The organism is Fretibacterium sp. OH1220_COT-178 (assembly GCF_003860125.1).
Lineage (GTDB): Bacteria > Synergistota > Synergistia > Synergistales > Aminobacteriaceae > CAJPSE01.
Genome location: NZ_RQYL01000022.1, coordinates 55565 through 71570, shown reverse-complemented (window position 1 = coordinate 71570; position 16006 = coordinate 55565). Strand labels below are relative to the sequence as shown.

Annotated in this window: 13 protein-coding genes and 1 pseudogene; 8 read left to right on the top strand and 6 right to left on the bottom strand. The window is 53.0% G+C overall.

Annotated elements, in window-relative coordinates; translation table 11 throughout:
* The first annotated feature begins 95 nt into the window (after window positions 1-95).
* Window positions 96-3770 (top strand): helicase-related protein, encoded by a 3675-nt coding sequence (locus EII26_RS09650; protein WP_124888949.1) that lies wholly within the window; start codon window positions 96-98, stop codon window positions 3768-3770.
* A gap of 12 nt (window positions 3771-3782) precedes the next feature.
* Window positions 3783-5489, top strand: coding sequence for a nuclease-related domain-containing DEAD/DEAH box helicase (locus EII26_RS09645; RefSeq protein WP_124888948.1), 1707 nt, complete (start codon window positions 3783-3785; stop codon window positions 5487-5489).
* 14 nt (window positions 5490-5503) lie between these two features.
* On the opposite strand, the gene EII26_RS09640 is transcribed toward EII26_RS09645, so the two are convergent.
* The 5 genes and pseudogenes from EII26_RS09640 to EII26_RS09625 form a co-directional block, all read right to left on the bottom strand.
* Window positions 5504-7201: an ABC transporter ATP-binding protein gene (locus tag EII26_RS09640; RefSeq protein WP_124888947.1), complete on the bottom strand. Its 1698-nt coding sequence runs from the start codon at window positions 7199-7201 to the stop codon at window positions 5504-5506.
* A gap of 310 nt (window positions 7202-7511) precedes the next feature.
* Window positions 7512-8033, bottom strand: coding sequence for a PDDEXK nuclease domain-containing protein (locus EII26_RS09635; protein ID WP_255415958.1), 522 nt, complete (start codon window positions 8031-8033; stop codon window positions 7512-7514).
* 84 nt (window positions 8034-8117) lie between these two features.
* Window positions 8118-8261: pseudogene (locus EII26_RS13565) on the bottom strand (DUF1016 N-terminal domain-containing protein); the annotation flags it as partial.
* A 41-nt stretch (window positions 8262-8302) separates the two neighbouring features.
* Window positions 8303-9526, bottom strand: coding sequence for an MFS transporter (locus tag EII26_RS09630; protein ID WP_124888946.1), 1224 nt, complete (start codon window positions 9524-9526; stop codon window positions 8303-8305).
* 105 nt (window positions 9527-9631) lie between these two features.
* Window positions 9632-10345, bottom strand: a complete 714-nt coding sequence (locus EII26_RS09625) for a DDE-type integrase/transposase/recombinase (RefSeq protein WP_124888945.1) — start codon at window positions 10343-10345, stop codon at window positions 9632-9634.
* A 169-nt stretch (window positions 10346-10514) separates the two neighbouring features.
* On the opposite strand from EII26_RS09625, the gene EII26_RS09620 reads away from it, so the two are divergent.
* Together EII26_RS09620 and EII26_RS09615 are read left to right on the top strand one after the other, a co-directional pair.
* Complete coding sequence (locus tag EII26_RS09620) at window positions 10515-10985, top strand: MarR family winged helix-turn-helix transcriptional regulator (protein WP_124888944.1); 471 nt, start codon at window positions 10515-10517, stop codon at window positions 10983-10985.
* Between the two features lie 41 nt (window positions 10986-11026).
* Complete coding sequence (locus EII26_RS09615) at window positions 11027-11887, top strand: MBL fold metallo-hydrolase (RefSeq protein ID WP_124888943.1); 861 nt, start codon at window positions 11027-11029, stop codon at window positions 11885-11887.
* A 128-nt stretch (window positions 11888-12015) separates the two neighbouring features.
* Here EII26_RS09615 and EII26_RS09610 read toward each other — a convergent pair whose 3' ends face one another.
* Window positions 12016-12402 carry a helix-turn-helix domain-containing protein gene (locus EII26_RS09610; protein WP_124888942.1) on the bottom strand — a complete coding sequence of 129 codons (387 nt, stop codon included), beginning with the start codon at window positions 12400-12402 and terminating at the stop codon, window positions 12016-12018.
* A gap of 390 nt (window positions 12403-12792) precedes the next feature.
* On the opposite strand from EII26_RS09610, the gene EII26_RS09605 reads away from it, so the two are divergent.
* From EII26_RS09605 to EII26_RS09590, 4 genes are read left to right on the top strand one after another with little or no spacing between them, the layout of a single operon-like run.
* On the top strand, window positions 12793-13473 hold the full coding sequence (locus EII26_RS09605) for a GntR family transcriptional regulator (protein ID WP_124888941.1): 681 nt from the start codon (window positions 12793-12795) through the stop codon (window positions 13471-13473).
* 12 nt (window positions 13474-13485) lie between these two features.
* Entirely contained in the window at window positions 13486-14163 is a 678-nt protein-coding gene (locus EII26_RS09600; protein ID WP_199735162.1) for a DUF2848 family protein, read from the top strand.
* Between the two features lie 9 nt (window positions 14164-14172).
* Window positions 14173-14991 carry a carbon-nitrogen family hydrolase gene (locus EII26_RS09595; protein ID WP_124888939.1) on the top strand — a complete coding sequence of 273 codons (819 nt, stop codon included), beginning with the start codon at window positions 14173-14175 and terminating at the stop codon, window positions 14989-14991.
* Between the two features lie 6 nt (window positions 14992-14997).
* Window positions 14998-15990, top strand: coding sequence for a TRAP transporter substrate-binding protein (locus tag EII26_RS09590; protein WP_124888938.1), 993 nt, complete (start codon window positions 14998-15000; stop codon window positions 15988-15990).
* Window positions 15991-16006 lie beyond the last annotated feature (16 nt).

Below are 16006 nucleotides of genomic sequence, written 5' to 3'. Positions count from 1 at the left end.
AAACTTGGATATTATTTTGCTTTTTCTTGTTTTTTAACGTCATTAACTTCTTAATTTGATGCTAGCGCGTCTTAATTGGTCAAGGAGGATACAGGATGAGTATCGCGGAGCAGGTTTTTCTAAAATGCTTGAATCTTTTTTATCAGTCAGAAAAAATATCTGCCTATGGATCAAATTGCCTGTTTGTATTTCAAGGCTTTACCACCGATTTTTATCAAGCATTAAATAGTTGTAATGTACAGTACCTTTTCGGAGTCTGCCATAGGCAATATCCAGATGTAAGTATAAGAGCGTTGGATAGGAAATTTCTTGTTACCAGTTTATGCAACGCGAGTGGTTATTGCTGGTGCTTTTATGAAGATTTTATTGAACTTGCTATGATCCTGAAGGATTTTTCAATATATGCGGTGAACATTGTGATTGTCAAAAATGACCTTTTCGAGGATGATTACTATCCTATTGCCATTCAAGATAAAAAAGAAATTCTTATCCGTGCTATTGAAAGCGAAATAGCAAATCAGGAAAATGATCTTATTTTAAATTATTATTCTGACTACAAGGTTGAGGGGGATTATTTGCTTATTTCCTTTGTGAATAAGCATTATGATTTTAATATTGAAAATTACAAAATATATGAATTAGGTTTTTTTGATGTTGTTGCTGGTGCATTTATAGTAGAAGCTCCCTCGGAAGATGAGGATGGTATTGCGCTTTCCTCTTTGCCCGAAATGAAGTGTAAGTTATTGAACGGAGAACTTTCTGATGCATCATACTGTTTGAAGGCTGATAATTCCAAGGGGATACGAGAGCAACTGCGAAAAATAAATATGATCGGAAAATTCTATAATGTAAAATTTTATCTCGCAGGACTTTCTAAAAGAAATAACGAGAACAAGGAGAACCAGTATATCTCTATACTTAAAAAGTATTGGGGGGAAAACGCGTCTTTTCGGTGTAGTCCCTTTTATTGTGAGCTTGGCTGGAGCAATAAGACGGTCGATATCTCTCAAGGGACAATTATCTCAGATGTTATTCGTCAGAGCGATATCGCATTATCTGGCGGTGAACACCACTACTCCGATATTATTGTCACCGCGCCTACTGGCTCTGGAAAGTCACTTTTTTTTCAAATTCCGGGAATTTATTTACATGAATGCCATAAAGAAGCTCCCCTTGTTACGATTGTTGTTTGCCCTCTGGTGGCGTTGATGGCCGATCAAGTAAGGGAATTGCAAAGCCGCAAGGTGCATTATGCCACATATATAAATTCATCGATTACTTATCAAGAGCGTCAACAACGCTTGCAAGGTATTAAAGACGGAACGTATTCCATCGTATATTTGTCCCCTGAACTTTTGCTTGCATATGACCTCTCTGCTTTAATTGGGAAACGAAAAATTGGTTTAATGGTGATTGATGAAGCGCATTTGGTAACCTCATGGGGACGTGATTTTCGTATAAATTATTGGCTCCTTGGTGACTATATAAAGAAAATCAGGAAAAGCAGCTATTACCCTCAAATTCCATTTCCCGTGTTGTGTTTAACAGCGACAGCAGTATGTGGGGGGCGCGATGATGTTATTGGAAGTCTGCAAAGCAGTCTACAATTAACTTGTTATTCAGAACATATGTATATTGGCTATGTGCGCAGAAATAACATTAAGTTCGATATCAGACATCCATTCAAAGAAAAGAAGACCGATCAAGAAGCAAAAATTCAATGGACAGCTAAGTCGATTGTAGATTATATAAATAAAGATGAGAAGACTATAGTTTATTTTCCTTTTATACGCCAAATTGATGAAGTTGAATCTGAATTGTCAACTGAGCATAAGGAAATCTACTCTAAAATTGAAAGGTATCACAGTGGACTAGAAAATGATCAAAAATATGATGCCTATAATAAATTCTGTGGAAATAAGTCTTTGATCATGATGGCGACAAAGGCTTTTGGTATGGGTGTAAATATTGGCGATATAAAAAACGTCTACCATTTTGCTCCCACCGGAAACCTTGCTGATTACGTACAAGAAATTGGCCGAGCAGCACGAACCTTAGATGTGGGCTATGCTATAACAGATTATTTGCCTTCGGACATGAGGTATGCACAGACTTTGTGGGGATTGTCCGGATTGCGTCACTACCAGATCCAAGCCATTGCAAAAAAATTATACGATTTATACAAGAAAAAAGGTCATAGGAACCTGTTGTTTTCCCCAGAGACTTTTAATTATTTATTTGATAAGCAGAGTGTAGATATGAAGATAAAAAGCGGCTTGATGCTGCTTAGTAACGATTTATTTGAAAAATACCACTTTAAAGTTATTTCTGTTCGTGCTAGAAAGCTGTTTTCTACACAATATATAGTTGTTCCGAACAGTATTGAAAAGGCTTTTTTAGCAAAATATGGAAGTTATTGTAAATTGATGGAGGACAATTGCCCACAAAAAGAGTTTAGTACTTCTGGAAAGCTCAAAAGCACAATCACGAAGGCAGGAAACGTTTTTGAAATCGATCTTGCTCAATTATGGGAGAACGAGTTTGTGAATTTTACTTTTGCAGATTTTAAAAGGAGATTCTTCAGGAATGAACTATTTTTGGAACTTCAGGTAGATGGTAAAAATAATATTGTCCCTAACTACAAGCTTGTTATTTCTTATAATAGAGATAACGAGGGCTATGATAAAGTTGTCCAGCTTTTTAAGGTGCTTGTCCAAGCAATTCACGATTCTTTTTGTGACATTAGTAAGGGGTTTGGTGGTAAGGAATTTTCTTTTAAGATTTTTTTTGATACATTTAAAAATAGATATAAAAAAGAAGTTAGCCAGGAGTATGTAAAAATGCTGCTGGATCTTTTTTGTTATGATGATGTTAATCCATTTTATCAACAGCATCTCCATGAGCCATGGAAATGCGTAAGGCGGAAAAGAAATAACAGTGAGAATGTAAATGATGGCGAGCGATACTGCATTCAAGCTAAAAATTATGCTTATACCCAACCTTGTCTTCTAACATTTTTGAGGCAGGTGGCTCCGAATGCGCCTGAGAGTGAGAAATATGTCGCCTATGTTACTGTGGCTAATCAAGATGCAACATATCAACAACTTATGGCGTCTCTCTTGCAACTTTTTGATATGGCTTCTTACGAGTTTATTGGTGGAAAAAACCCTCAGATTTTTGTCCGTATTAATGACCCCGAAAAATTAAGAAAAATTGCATGTATTAATCAAAATTATAAATATAAAAACGGTATTCTTGCGGATATTGAAGAACGGCATAAGAGAGCTGTCAAGATGATGAATCGTTTTATGGCAGGCAATTTTACCTCAGAACAAAGATGGGACATCATCGAAAGGTACTTTCTTGGTGAGGATGATATTGATTTCGAAGAAAATTTTTTAAATTCTAATAAATTTGGAGGGCTTAATTTCATTTCGACCGAAGCCCAAAACTCAGCAACACAGGTCATTGAGCTCGATAAAGGTGATGTTATGACTGAATATTATAAAAACTGGAATGATGCAATTGATCTGCCTCAATGTAAATTGTTTGCTCAGGAAGCAATCCCACTAGCTAAGTACGCTAACTCCAAACTCTGTGTGAATGATAAGCCTGTAGATTGCATGTATGTTTGGCCTGATGCGAAGGTGGCAATTTTGGAGAAAATAGTTAGCCCCCAGCAGATGGAGATGTTGCAGTTAAATGGCTGGCTGTGTTTTCAGTATGAAGATATCGATATCCTTGCAATCAAGCAGCGTCTCTGTGTTTAAGGAGAGGCAGATATGGCAAGAATGATACCTTCTAGGGAAGAAAAAAGTGATTTTAACGGTAGTTACGGGGAGGAACAGCTCTTTCATGTGCTGAAGGAAGGTCTTCCTCCATCCTACGTTGTTTTTCATTCGATAGCGTGGCACCATAGGGATGAGAAGGGACGGGGGCGCTGGGGAGAGGCGGACTACGTTATATTTAATCCTGCTCGTGGACTTTTGGTGCTTGAGGTGAAATCTGGGCAAATCTCCTGTGATGATACCGGAATGATTGTCCAGACTAACACAATGACCCACGAACAACAACGAATTCGGCCAATGCAGCAAGCCCAAAAAAGTGTTTATATTTTTGTTGACTTGTTAGATGGCGAGTTGGAGCCTGGGCAACGATATTGGATTGAGCCTATTGTTTGGTTCCCTTCAGTCAGTAGAGAAACTTTTTGTGGTCATCTTCCTAACGAATACAGCCAGGAAAACGTGTTTTTCGAGGAGGACTTGAAAGAGCCTCTTAAGGCGCTGGAGAAGGCGTATGATTATTACAATATGAGTCATCGAAAACGAACAGATGAAAGCATCGCAAAAGTAATCGATAAATTAGCACCTTGTTTTCGTGCAATTCCAAGTTTGGCTTCTATTTATTCGGAGCAGGAGTTTTATTTCAATCGAATGACAAGAGAGCAGGGGTATCTGTTGGATTATCTAGAAGAACAACAGACAGCCTCAATTCAAGGAGCCGCAGGAACAGGAAAGACTATGCTGGCCTTGGAAAAAGCGCGGCGTTTATCAGACAACGAACAAGTTCTTTTTCTGTGTTTTAATAAGCTTCTTTTGTCATTTTTAAAAAAAACGTTTAAAGAAAATTTACCGAATGTTTATTTTTATAATCTTCAGTCCATGGCGAGTCAGGCACTCAATAAAGAAGCATCGTTAGATGATGTTTCGGATTTTTTGCTTGACTACAAAACCCTTTGGGGAGAGTGGAAATATAAGAGCATTATTATTGATGAAGGTCAGGATTTTCAAGAGGAACATATTCAGCTTCTCAAGGAAATTGCTGATTTTAACAAGGGTAGTTTTTACGTTTTTTATGATAAACATCAATTAGTCCATCAGAATAATAATTTGGGGTGGGTGAAAGATATCGAGTGTCGTTTGATTCTATCAATGAATTGCCGTAACACCAAAAGTATAGCGGAAACTGCTGGGCTTCCTTTAAATATTTCGGGGATTAGAATGCGGAAAGATATTTTAGGACAAAGGCCGTCTTTCTATATCGTCGACGATAATGAATCAGCAAAAAGAAAGATTGCTGCCCTTATTCGAGAGTATACCGATCACGGTATGCAGCAGAAACAGATCGTAATTCTTACGCAGAAAACTTTGGAGACTTCAATACTTACTGGCTGTACTTCTGTTGGTAACTACAAACTGAAATCATCCTTTGAAGAAAAGGGGGTTTTGTTTACAACAGCTAAAAAATTTAAAGGACTTGAATCCGATGTGGTTATTATGATTGATTTGACACCGGAAAGTTTCGCAGGTTTTGAGCGCCGGAAGGTTTTCTACGTGGGAGCATCCCGCGCGAAGCATTTTCTGAACTTTATAGCTGTCCTTTCGCCAGAAGGAGAGGACAAACTGGCAGAGAGTCTGACAGGTGAAAAAAAGCGTGCAACGAGAATGGCGATCATGAACAGCCTTCGAGTTAAAATCCGAAAAGTTTGAATGAGTTAATTTATTCAGCGCTGGAGGCGGGCGTAGAGCCCGCCTTTTTGCAGGAGCTCCTCGTGGGTCCCCGACTCGGCGATGCCCTCTCGGGTCAGGACCACGATCCGGTCCGCGTTCCGAACGGTGGAGAGGCGGTGCGCCACCACCAGCGTGGTGCGGCCCGCGCTGAGGGCGTCGAGAGCGGCCTGGATCTGCGCCTCGGTGACGTTGTCCAGCGCACTCGTCGCCTCGTCGAGGATCAGCAGCCTGGGGTTCTTCAGGAAGATCCGGGCGATGGCGATGCGCTGCCTTTGCCCGCCGGAGAGCGTCACGCCGCGCTCGCCCACGTGGGTGTCGTAGCCGTCCGGCAGCGACTCCACGAAGGCGTGGAGCGATGCGCTCCGTGCGGCCGCCTCCACTTCCGCGTCCGTCGCGTCCACGTTGCCGTAGGCGATGTTGTCGCGGATGGTGCCGCTGAAGAGGTAGGTGTCCTGTTGCACGATGCCGATGTTCCGCCGCAGCGACGCCCGCGTGAGGCTGCGGATGTCGGTCCCGTCCAGCGTGATGCGTCCTTCGTCGGGCTCGTAGAAGCGGGGGAGCAGGTGACAGAGCGTCGACTTGCCGCCGCCCGAAGGGCCGACCAGCGCCACGGTCTCGCCGGGGGCGATCGAGAGCGACAGGTGCGACAGGACCTCCTGTCCGCCGTCGTAGCGGAAGCTGACGTCCTCGAAGGCGACGGCGCCCTTCAGGTCGGTCAGCTCGACGGCGCCCGGAGCGTCCTCCTCCGGCTCCGCCGCCAAAAGCTCCTGAACGCGTATGAAGCCCGTGATGCCCGTCTGAAGCTGTTCCGTGAAGTTGATGAGCTTCCTGATCGGCTCCGTGAAGAGCCCCACAAAGATGAGGTATGCGGCGAGGTCCCCCGCGTTGATCGCGCCCCGGTAGGCGAAGAGGCTGCCCGCCGTCAGGGTCGCGAGGGCGAGGATGTCCATAAGAAAGCCGGTCCCCGAGAAGAACTCCGCCATGGCGCGGTACTGCTGGCCGCGGGCCGCCTCGTAGGCGCGGTTGCGGACCCGAAACTTGCCCGCCTCGTGCGCGGCGCCCCCGAACGCCTTGGAGACGCGCACGCCCGCCACGGCGTTCTCCAGGTCCGCGTTCACCTCGCCGATCTCCATGCGCGTGCGCATGGACGTGCGCCCCAGCTTGCGCCGCTTGCGGGCCGCGAACCAGACCAGCAGGGGGACGAACGAGAAGACGATGAGGGTCAGAGGCACGTTCAGGGTGCAGAGCAGGAGGAAGGAGCCCGCCAGCATCACCAGGGAGATGAAGAGGTCCTCGGGGCCGTGGTGGGCCAGCTCCGCGATCTCGAAGGTGTCGTTGATGATGCGGGACATCAGGGTTCCCGTTCGGGTTCGGTCGAAGAAGGCGAAGGGCAGGCGCTGGAGGTGGTCGAACGCCTCGCGCCGGATGTCCACCTGGATGCGCACGCCCATGACGTGTCCGTAGTACTGGACGAAGTAGTTCAGGCACGCGCGGAGCGTGTAGAGCCCCAGCAGCACGGCCATCCACGCCAGGATCGGCCCGAGCGTCCGCCGGGGAAGCCAGGTGTTGATGACGGCGCGGGTGACCATGGGGTAGAAGAGCCCGCACAGGGAGAGCGTGAAGGCGCAGGCCATGTCCGCCAGGAAGAGCCGCATATGGGGGATGTAGTAGCGCGCGAACTTTTTGAGCATGGAGCCGTGTCCTTTCTAACGATCTGTGCTTGCTTGCTTTGATCTGACGATCATGATCGCGGCAAAGAAGATGCGGATAAATCTCTGCCTTTGCGGCAAAAGGCTGGAAAATCGACCTTGTATCTGGAAAATGAGATGGCGAGCGAGAAAAAGAAGCGGCACGGAAACCTTGGAGTAAGATTTTATGCCCAAGAGAGAACGGCGAAAGCCGAGTTACAGAAGGGGCTCCTGTACCCCAACGGCTCGTCTTCGGCCGGTTCTGCCCTCTGCCGATGTCTCGGCGCCAACTGGATTTTCATTGGTTGTCACCTCAGTGTTCCTGCCCTATTTTCCGCTCGAGGAGCTCACGCTCCCTTTGCAGTTCGGCGCGCAATTCCTCTTCCGAGGGTAGGTAGAGTTTGTATTTGGATGCAAAAAGGTTTGCATTTTCTGCAAGAACGGAGTATTTGACGATGCTCTCGTCCTTGTCCGTCACGAGGATGATGCCAATGGTCGGGTTGTCGTCGGCCTGCTTTATCTTTTCGTCAAACAAGCGGACATAGAAATCTGTCTGTCCCACATCCTGGTAGGTCAGCTTGCCTGCTTTGAGGTCGATAACCACAAAGCATTTCAGGATGAAGTTGTAGAACACGAGGTCAATGTAATAATGCTCGCCGTGCTCTGTGGTAATGCGTTTTTGCCTCGCCACAAACGAGAATCCTTTGCCCAGTTCGAGCAGGAACTCCTGCAGCCTGTCAATCAAGCCCTGTTCCAGCTCGCTTTCGGTGTATTGGGTTTTCTCCTTCAAGTCCAAAAACTCCCGGATATACGGGTCTTTGAGAATATGGTCCACATCGGTTTTGGGTTCCAGTTTGAATACCTCGGCCGCGATTTGAGGGCGGTTTTCCTTTTGCGTAACAAGCAGACGCTCGTAATAGAACGAGTTGATCTGCCGTTCTAACTGCCGTGACGTCCAACCCGTGTTCGCACTTTCGGTCAGGTAAAACTCGCGACGGTGCGGGTCATCGATCCGCATCAACAAACGATAATGCGACCAGCTTAATTCGGCACACAGTGCGTGCCGATTTGGATAAGAAGTAGCTGGACAACAAAGGAATCGTCTTACGAGGCACCCGGACCAATTCTATCATTCGTTGCCGTGTCGGTGGAGAGGGGACGGGGGACGGTTGTCCTTCGGTTTTCCCCCTCGGTCATGCCCGTCATCAGGAGGGCGAAGGCCAGCAGCAGAAACGGGTAGGGGGCAATGCCGAAACGTCCCGCGACCCATCCGGTCAAAACGGGGGAAAGCGTGCTCCCGAGGTAGGCGCAGGCCATCTGGAGCCCCATCATCGCCTGGGAGGCGACCGCTCCGAACCGCTCCGGGGTCCGGTGGAGCAGGCTGGGATAGATGGGTGCGCATCCCAGCCCGATCAGGACGAACCCGACACGGAGCGGAACAAGCCCCCCGGCGAGGGGCAGGACGAGAACTCCCGTCAGGGCCAGCGCCTGCCCCATCCGAATCATGGTGCGGTCGTCGAAACGGGTGCTCAGAAACCCGCTTGCGAAGCGCCCGGCGGTGATGCCGAAGTAGAAGAGTCCGATCAGCGATGCGGCGCGGTCCGCGGTCAGTCCCTTGACCATGACCATGTAGCTGCTGCCCCACAGTCCCGTTACATGCTCCAGCGAGCAGTAGCAGAAGAAGGCGGCCAGGGCTCTCCGGGCCCCCGGGAGGCGGAACAGGTCTCGCAGGCCTGCGGGGGGAGCGGCGTCGTCCTCGTGGACGCGGGGCGTGCCATCGGAGCCGTTCCGCCAGAGGGGGAGCGAGAGGACCAGGAGCGCGGTCAGAGCGACCTGAATGAGCCCCACGGCGTGGTAGCCCCCCGGCCATCCCAGCCCCTGGGCCAGGCAGAGCCCCATGACATAGGGGCCGAGCGTCGCCCCGACGCCCCAGAAGCAGTGCAGCCAGTTCATGTGCCGGGTCTCGTAGTGCAGAGCGACGAAATTGTTCAGCACGGCATCCACGGACCCGGCGCCGAGTCCGTAGGGAACGGCCCAGAAACAGATCGAGGCGAACGTGCGCGACGAGGCGAACCCGAACAGCGCGGCGGCGGTCGTGCCGACGCTGAGAGCGGTCACCCGGCCCGGCCCCAGCGAGCGCACGAGGTGGTCGCTGAACAGGCTGGATACGATGGTGCAGCCGGAGATGAGCATGGAGACGATGCCCGCGCAGGACACCGGGACCGCCAGTCCCTCGTACATGCTGGGCCACGCTGCTCCCAGGAGCGAGTCCGGCAGCCCCAGACCGATGAAGGACAGGTAGATGACGGCGAGCAGCAGATGGACCATGGCTTCCCCCTCGGCGTTGGTTTTTCCGAGGATAGGATAACGCTTTTCGGGCGTCGGGGCAATCGTCCTTCGGAGGGATGTCAATAGCCAGAGAAAAGGTCACCCCTAAGTATTCAGAGAAAATGTCGCCTTTGTTTCCCCCAGTTCCGAGATAGGGTGAGCGTTTTTCCTGAAAGAGCGCTTCTCAGGGGTGGTGGGGACATAGGTTCGTCCTCCGTAGGAAAAGCTTCCGCCCCCGTCTGTTTTACGCGTTTGGCGTCGTGCGCAGAGGAAATCGACATCGATCCTCTCCACAGGCTTCACGTAGGCGGTCTCCTGTTCTGCGGGCAGAACGGCAAACTTCTCGTTGTGCTTTGCGATGAGCTTGGGCAGGACCTTGCGGAGTCCCCGAAGGGGGTTGGCTCCATCTATGTCTTTGATGCCGAGGAGTCTCGGATCCCCGGTCAGCCTGTCCTGCAAGGTGTTCCACAGGCGCTCGATGCGCCCCTTTGCCTTCGGGGTGAGGGCAAAGATCTGGCCTATGCCAAAGTCCTTCAACCCCTGTCCGAAGTTGCTCAAGGAGCGTTCTTCGCCCTCTTCTTCGGAGGATTTCTGAGGGGAACGGAAAATCGTGTGCCTGTCGCTGTAAATCTCCATGGGCAGACCATACCGTTCCAGGCCGATGCTGAGAGCGGCGACATAACCTGCGGTGCTCTCGTTCTTGGTGAACCAGGCGCCGACGACCCATCCGGTGACGTCATCGATGTAGGCGTGGAGGGCAGCATAGCCCTTCCCCTTGCCGAACCACTCGAACTTTGAGGCATCGGTCTGCCGGAGCATGACTGCAGCCTGTTTGCGTGGCCGAGGGCATCGTGCGGGGAGGGTGACCTTTTCACTGAACACTTTATAGGATGGACAGACGGTTGAGCGTAGCTAAAACTATCACTGAACAACAACAGGAAAATTCGAAGGACTTGACATTGGTTTTATATAAAACTATAATGACTTCATGATGAGAATTGGGGACGACATCGCACACAATATTGCCCTTTTGAGGAATGGCATCAACACGTTCCTTATGGCCCGCTTGACCGAGGAGGGGGTCGTAGGGTTGGCGCCGTCCCACGGAGCCGTGCTGGTGGCGCTGTACGAAGGCGGGGCTCAGCCGATGAAAGCCGTTTGCGATCGGGTGAACAGGGACAAGAGCACGCTTACGGTCCTGGCGCGCAAGCTCGAGTCCCTCGGGTATATAAGGAGGGAGGCGGATAAGAACGACAGCCGGGTCACGATTCTTTGCCTGACGGAAAAAGGCATCGCTTTTCGGGCGCTGTTCGAACGCATCTCCGAGGAACTGCGCCGTACGGTGTGGGGAGACGCTTCCGAGAGGGAGAAAGAGGCGTTCTGCCGGCAGCTTTCGGAGATGACGAAACGCATAGAGTTGGCCGCTTCCGGGGCACGCGCCGGGGCGGACACACCATAAGGACATCGTTTAAGAGAAATCTTTGGAAAAAGAAAGGAAGGATGACTATGGTAGAGTTCGTTAAGGTGTTGGCGGCAGCAGGAATGGTGATGGCACTCGGAGGCACCGCGTTTGCCGCGGAGGGCTATAAGGGCAGTATAGGGAAGTTCGAGATGCCGGGATTGACCGTACACGCGTACAACTCCGCGGAGGGTATGCTGGACGGTTCCGTCGTGTTCGAGACGGAGAAGGAGCTCGTCCTGCTGGAGCCCCAGTCCATGCCGGAGTCGGCGAAGGATCTGAAGCGGTACATCAACGGGCTGGGCAAGCCCCTCGCGGCAGTGATCGTATCGTACCACGGAGCGGGGCTGTCCCACTATAAAGGCATTCCCATCTACGCCAGCAAGGCGGCCGTGGAGTTCGCCAAGGACGGCAGGGCCGCCGCGCTGTTCGAGAATTTCGCCAAGGGCGTTCCGGGGTTCGATTCAAAGGTGGTCGTTCCCGACCAGTCCCTCGAGGGGCCGAACGCCAGCATCGGAGGCATCGATTTTTCCCTGGAGTACGACGATGTCCCGGCCCCGGCGCCCGGCATGACGATCGCGGTCCCCTCCGCAAAGGTCGTTTATCTGCATATGCTGGGCGGCGACACCCACTCCATTCTGGGCAGCGCGGGGCATATCGAGGCGTTCGCCGAAGCCCTCCGCAAGATGAAGGGCAAGGGATACGAGCTGATTCTGACCTCGCATCATGTCCCCGAGAAGCCGGAGGCCCTGGACAAAAAGATCGCCTACCTTGAGAAGACCAAGGAGATCCTGACCGCTTCCGGGACGAAGGAAGAATTTGTCGCGGCCATGAAGAAGGCGTTTCCCGACTATCGGGGCGAGGGATATCTGGAGATGAGCGCCGCCAACCTCTACAAGTAGCACGGACCTCATCGAACCGCGCAACCGCGCGTTTTTCTCCGCCAATGTGTAAAGAAAGAGCCGCTCCCATCTTTTGGAGGAGCGGCTCTTTCTTTACACCCGTATGATGTCAATAGCCAGAGAAAAAGTCACCTCCAAGTGTTCAGAGAAAATGTCGCCTTTGTTTCCCCCAGCCCCGAGATAGGGTGATCGTTTTTCCTGAAAGAGCGCTTCCAGGGGTGGTTGGGGCATAGGTTTGTCCCCTGTAGGAAAAGCTTCCGCTCCCGGTAGAGACCGAGCACTTTGAGTCGGATGTGCTCTCCAATCCTGTGCAGAGGATGTCTGCCTCTGTTGCCGTGAACGATGCCTGTTTCGCTTTGTTCCAGGTACTTTTTCCCGAGTCTGATGATCTGCCTCCGACAGAGCTTTAAGGACTCCGCAGCCTCCTGATTGGTCACCATCCCGTTGACCACCAGCTCCAAGACCTTGATGCGCTTGATATCTTTTTGCGACAACGCCGCTCGCTTCTGCTTCATGCCGGTATTATCCAAAAAGACCTGTCCTGCGGGGGGTGACCTTTTCACTGACCACTTATAGGGTGGAGCGAAGGTTCAGCGTAGCTACAATTATCATTGAACAAGGACGAACAAGGACGAACAAGGACGAACAAGGACAGCGTCCTTCGGAGGGATCGTCGCGGCGGATCGCCGGAAAAAGCGTCGGGATGCGCGGGGGCAGTCATGGTGCCGGACGAATGGGGCCTCAAAAGGTCGTTCTTGTTTTCCGGCTTCCCCCTGCCCCGGAGACGGGGCGGAGGCTCGGTCTGTTCCCGGCTGTTTGTGGAATGAAACCCCTTGACGCCCTCGGTCCGTCGCCCTTATACTCTTGAGGGCAACTGGTATACCAGATGAGCGGAGGGCTTGCCGATGAAGGACGATTGTCTCGCCTCCGGAGTCTACGCCAGGATAAAAACGGACATTCTCTCTCTGGTCCACCCTCCGGGGGCGATCCTTCAGGAACGCCAGCTTGCGGAGAAGTTCAACGTCAGCCGTACGCCCGTCCGCGAGGCGATCCAGCGTCTTTCCCAGGAGGGCTGGCTCACGGTGAACGCGAGAAGGAACATCCAGGTGCGCGATGCCTCCACCTTGAATTTGCGCAAACTCTTTCTGGCGCGACGGGTGCTGGAGGATGATGCCGTGGACCTCGCCTTTGCCGGGGGGCTCGACGGCACGGTGGTCCGGCGTATGAGGGACCTTGCCAACGCGATGCACAAGGCAAGGGACGATCTCTTCACCTTCATTACGACGGATCAGTCCTTCCACTCGACTTTTTTTGCCGTGTCTGGAAACGAGTATCTGCAGAAATTCTGGCGCTGTGTCAGCGAGGACATGATCTGGTTCGGCATGCTGGCCATGGACGAACAGCGGTACGACGACGTCCTGGACGAGCACGGCGCGATCCTCGGGGCGTTGGAGAAAAGACGGAAGAGTGCCGTGAAGGCGGCCATTCGGGCACACCTGGATTCCACGGAGAGTATTTTGATAGGGAAGCTCCACGACAAGGAGTGCCTGAGGGGCGTGACATCGCCCCCAGAACGGGAGAGGTGATCGAATGTGCGGATGAAGTCGGTGGTGTTGCGAAAGGACGGTGCGTCCCACGAAATAGCCCTGACGTGGGACGTCTGTGTGGCGGCGGGGTATACCGGCCGGGATCAGGCGAGCGTCCGGGCCCATGTCGAGGAGCTGCGAAAGATAGGGGTTCCCGCGCCGGAATCTGTGCCCTCGATGTATTGGGTGGATCCGGAGCGCGTGGCGTCCTCCAGGCTCCTGTGGGTTGTCGGGGGCTCGACCTCGGGTGAGGGCGAGGTCTTTCTGGCGCGCTGCGCCGGAGGCAATCTGCATGTCACGGTGGCAAGCGACCACACGGATCGTTCCCTTGAGACCGTTTCAGTGGCCAAGGCCAAGCAGGTCTGCTCCAAGACCGTCGGGTCGGTCTGCTGGAGGGTCGATGACGTGAGGGAGCATTGGGACTCCATAGAGCTGCGGGTCTGGAATGACGGCAAGCTCTATCAGGAGGGGGCCCTGGGAAAAATGCTGCCCCCGGAGCGTCTCTTCGAGCTGGCGTGCGGGGACGCCCCCATGCCGGGCGGGCGCATCGCGCTCTTCAGCGGGACGCTGCCGGTGTTGGGCGAGGGGTTGATTTACGGAAGCCATTACGTGCTTTCTCTGAAGGACCCCGTCCTTGAACGGGAAATCCGTCATGAGTACTCCGTCCGGGTTCTTCCGGACAGGAATTGAGGTGGAACCGTGAAAATCCGCGTGGGCGTATTGCAGTTCGACATCGCGTTGGGAGATCGCGAGCGCAACCGGGCAACGCTCCGCCGCTGGCTTTCATCGGCGCTCGTCCCCTCCGAACTCCCTACTGCCGTCACCGTCCCTGAAATTTGGGACGTGGGTTATGCGCTCGATCGGGCGGGGCAGCTTGCCGATCCGGAGGGTGCCGGCGCGGCGGAGTTCCTTGGCTCGGCGGCTCGTGAGTACGGAGTATGGTTCGTCGGCGGGTCCGTTCTGGCCTCCACATCCGAAGGTTTTGCCAACCGTGCGCAGGTCATCGACCCTCAGGGCCGTCTCGTGGCACATTACGACAAGGCCCACCTGATCCGCCTGATGGATGAGGACAAATATTTCGTCCCCGGGCGCACGACGTGCCGCTTCGATCTCGCCGGAGTGAGGGCCGGTTGTGTCATTTGCTACGACATTCGCTTCTGCGAGTGGGTCCGGCTCTACGCGCTCGAGGGGGCGGAGGTCCTCTTCGTCAGCGCGGAGTGGCCCGCCTCGAGGATCGACCATTGGGAGGCCCTTTTGCGGGCCCGGGCCATAGAGAACCAGATGTTCGTCGTGGCCTGCAACCGATGCGGGACGACGGACGGCACCCGATTCGGCGGCCGCTCCATGATCCTGGGGCCGAAGGGAGAGACCCTCTTCCGCGCCGGCGAAGGGGAGGAGGCGGGCTTCGTCACCATCGATACGGACGAGGTGGCGAGGACCAGAAGTTTCCTTACGGTGTTCAAGGACAGGGCGCCGGAGGCGTACGGCGCTTTGACGACTCAAAAACAGGAAGGATGAGGACGGATGAAGAAGAGCACGTTGGCGGGATTTTTCGTTGTCATGTGGGCCGCTCTGTTGGGGAGCGCGGCGTTTGCGGCGCCGGTGAACATCAAGTTCGCTCATTCGGGCAGTCTGGAGCACCAGTACAACATCGGGGCGGAACATTTCAAGAAGCTGGTCGAGGAGGCCTCGGGCGGCGAGATGCAGATCACGATCTTCCCGCAGGGACAGCTTGGGGGAGAGCGTGAGCTGGCGGAGAGCGTCCGTATGGGGACGGTGGAGATAGGGGCCGTCGCCGCGAGCAACATGGCGGGCTTCGTCCCCGAGCTTCAGGTCTTCGGCATCCCCTTCCTGTTCCCGGGACGGGAGCAGGTCTACGCCGCTCTCGACGGTTCCATCGGGTCGGAGCTTGCGGAGTACATGCTGAAGAAGGGTTTTGCCAGCCTCTCCTTCTGGGAGGTCGGGTTCCGGAACATGACCAACAACGTCCGTCCCGTCAAGGTCCCCGCGGACATGAAGGACCTCAAGATCCGGGTGCAGGAGTCCAAGATATGGATCGAGTTCATGCGGCGCCTGGGCGCCGTCGCCACGCCCATCCCCTTTGGCGAGCTCTACACGGCGCTTCAGCAGAAGGTGACGGATGGGGAGGAAAACCCCATCGCCACGATCTACTCCATGAAGTTCTACGAGGTCCAGAAGTACATTTCCATGACGGGGCATACCTACGAGCCCGCACTGGTGATCGCCAACGCCAAGTGGCTGGAGGGCCTGGACCCGAAGCATCGGGAGATCCTGAAGGATGCCGCGGCGAAGACGGCGGCCTATCAGCGGGAGACCTTGGCCCAGCTGGAGAAGGAGCGCCTGGAGGCGATCCGGAAGACCGGCGTGGAGATCGAGGAGAACCCCGATAAAGCCGCGTTTGCCGAGGTGACGAAGGATCTTTACAAGGTCGTCTCCGATGTGGTCCCCGAGGCTCTGGTGCAGAGGATCAGGGACGAGGTCGCCAAAGCACGCTGAGATCTGGTCTTCATCT